This window comes from Oleiphilus sp. HI0086 (assembly GCF_001635225.1).
Genome location: NZ_LWFZ01001319.1, coordinates 1 through 640, shown reverse-complemented (window position 1 = coordinate 640; position 640 = coordinate 1). Strand labels below are relative to the sequence as shown.

Annotated in this window: 1 protein-coding gene; it reads right to left on the bottom strand. The window is 47.0% G+C overall.

The annotated features are described in order from the left end of the window. Positions 1 to 640 (bottom strand): CTP synthase (locus tag A3756_RS22790; protein ID WP_082865448.1); only part of this gene is annotated, 640 nt, incomplete at both ends.

Here is a 640-nt window from a genome sequence, read left to right as displayed (position 1 = left end):
CGCGTACGAATTCCTGCATGCTTAAGCGCCTCGATTAGAGACTTATAAGCGTCAAGTAATTCCATGTACTTGCCTACCATGGCAATGGTTACTTCGTTTTCCGGACTGGATTCAGCTTCAACCACTGAATCCCACTCTGTTAGATCGGCCTCATCACACTCCAGACCAAATCGTTCTACGACAATTTGATCCAAACCATGTTCATTCAGCATACGTGGAATCAGGTAAATGCTGTTTGCATCCTGTAATGGGATAACGGCGCGCTCTTCTACGTTGGTAAACAAAGCAATCTTGCGGCGAGATGATGCATCAATCTCGTGATCAGAGCGACAAACCAGAATATCGGGCTGAATACCGATAGAGCGCATTTCTTTTACGGAATGCTGGGTCGGCTTGGTTTTGGTCTCACCTGCGGTTGCAATATAAGGCACTAGAGTTAAGTGCATAAACAGCGCACGCTGGGAGCCCACTTCAATCTTTAACTGTCGCACTGCTTCCAAAAAGGGTTGCGACTCGATATCCCCAACTGTGCCGCCACTTTCAACCAAGGCGACATCATAGCCGTTAGCACCTTCAACGATGCGGCGTTTGATTTCATCAGTGATATGAGGAATTACCTGGACTGTTCCACCTAGATAAT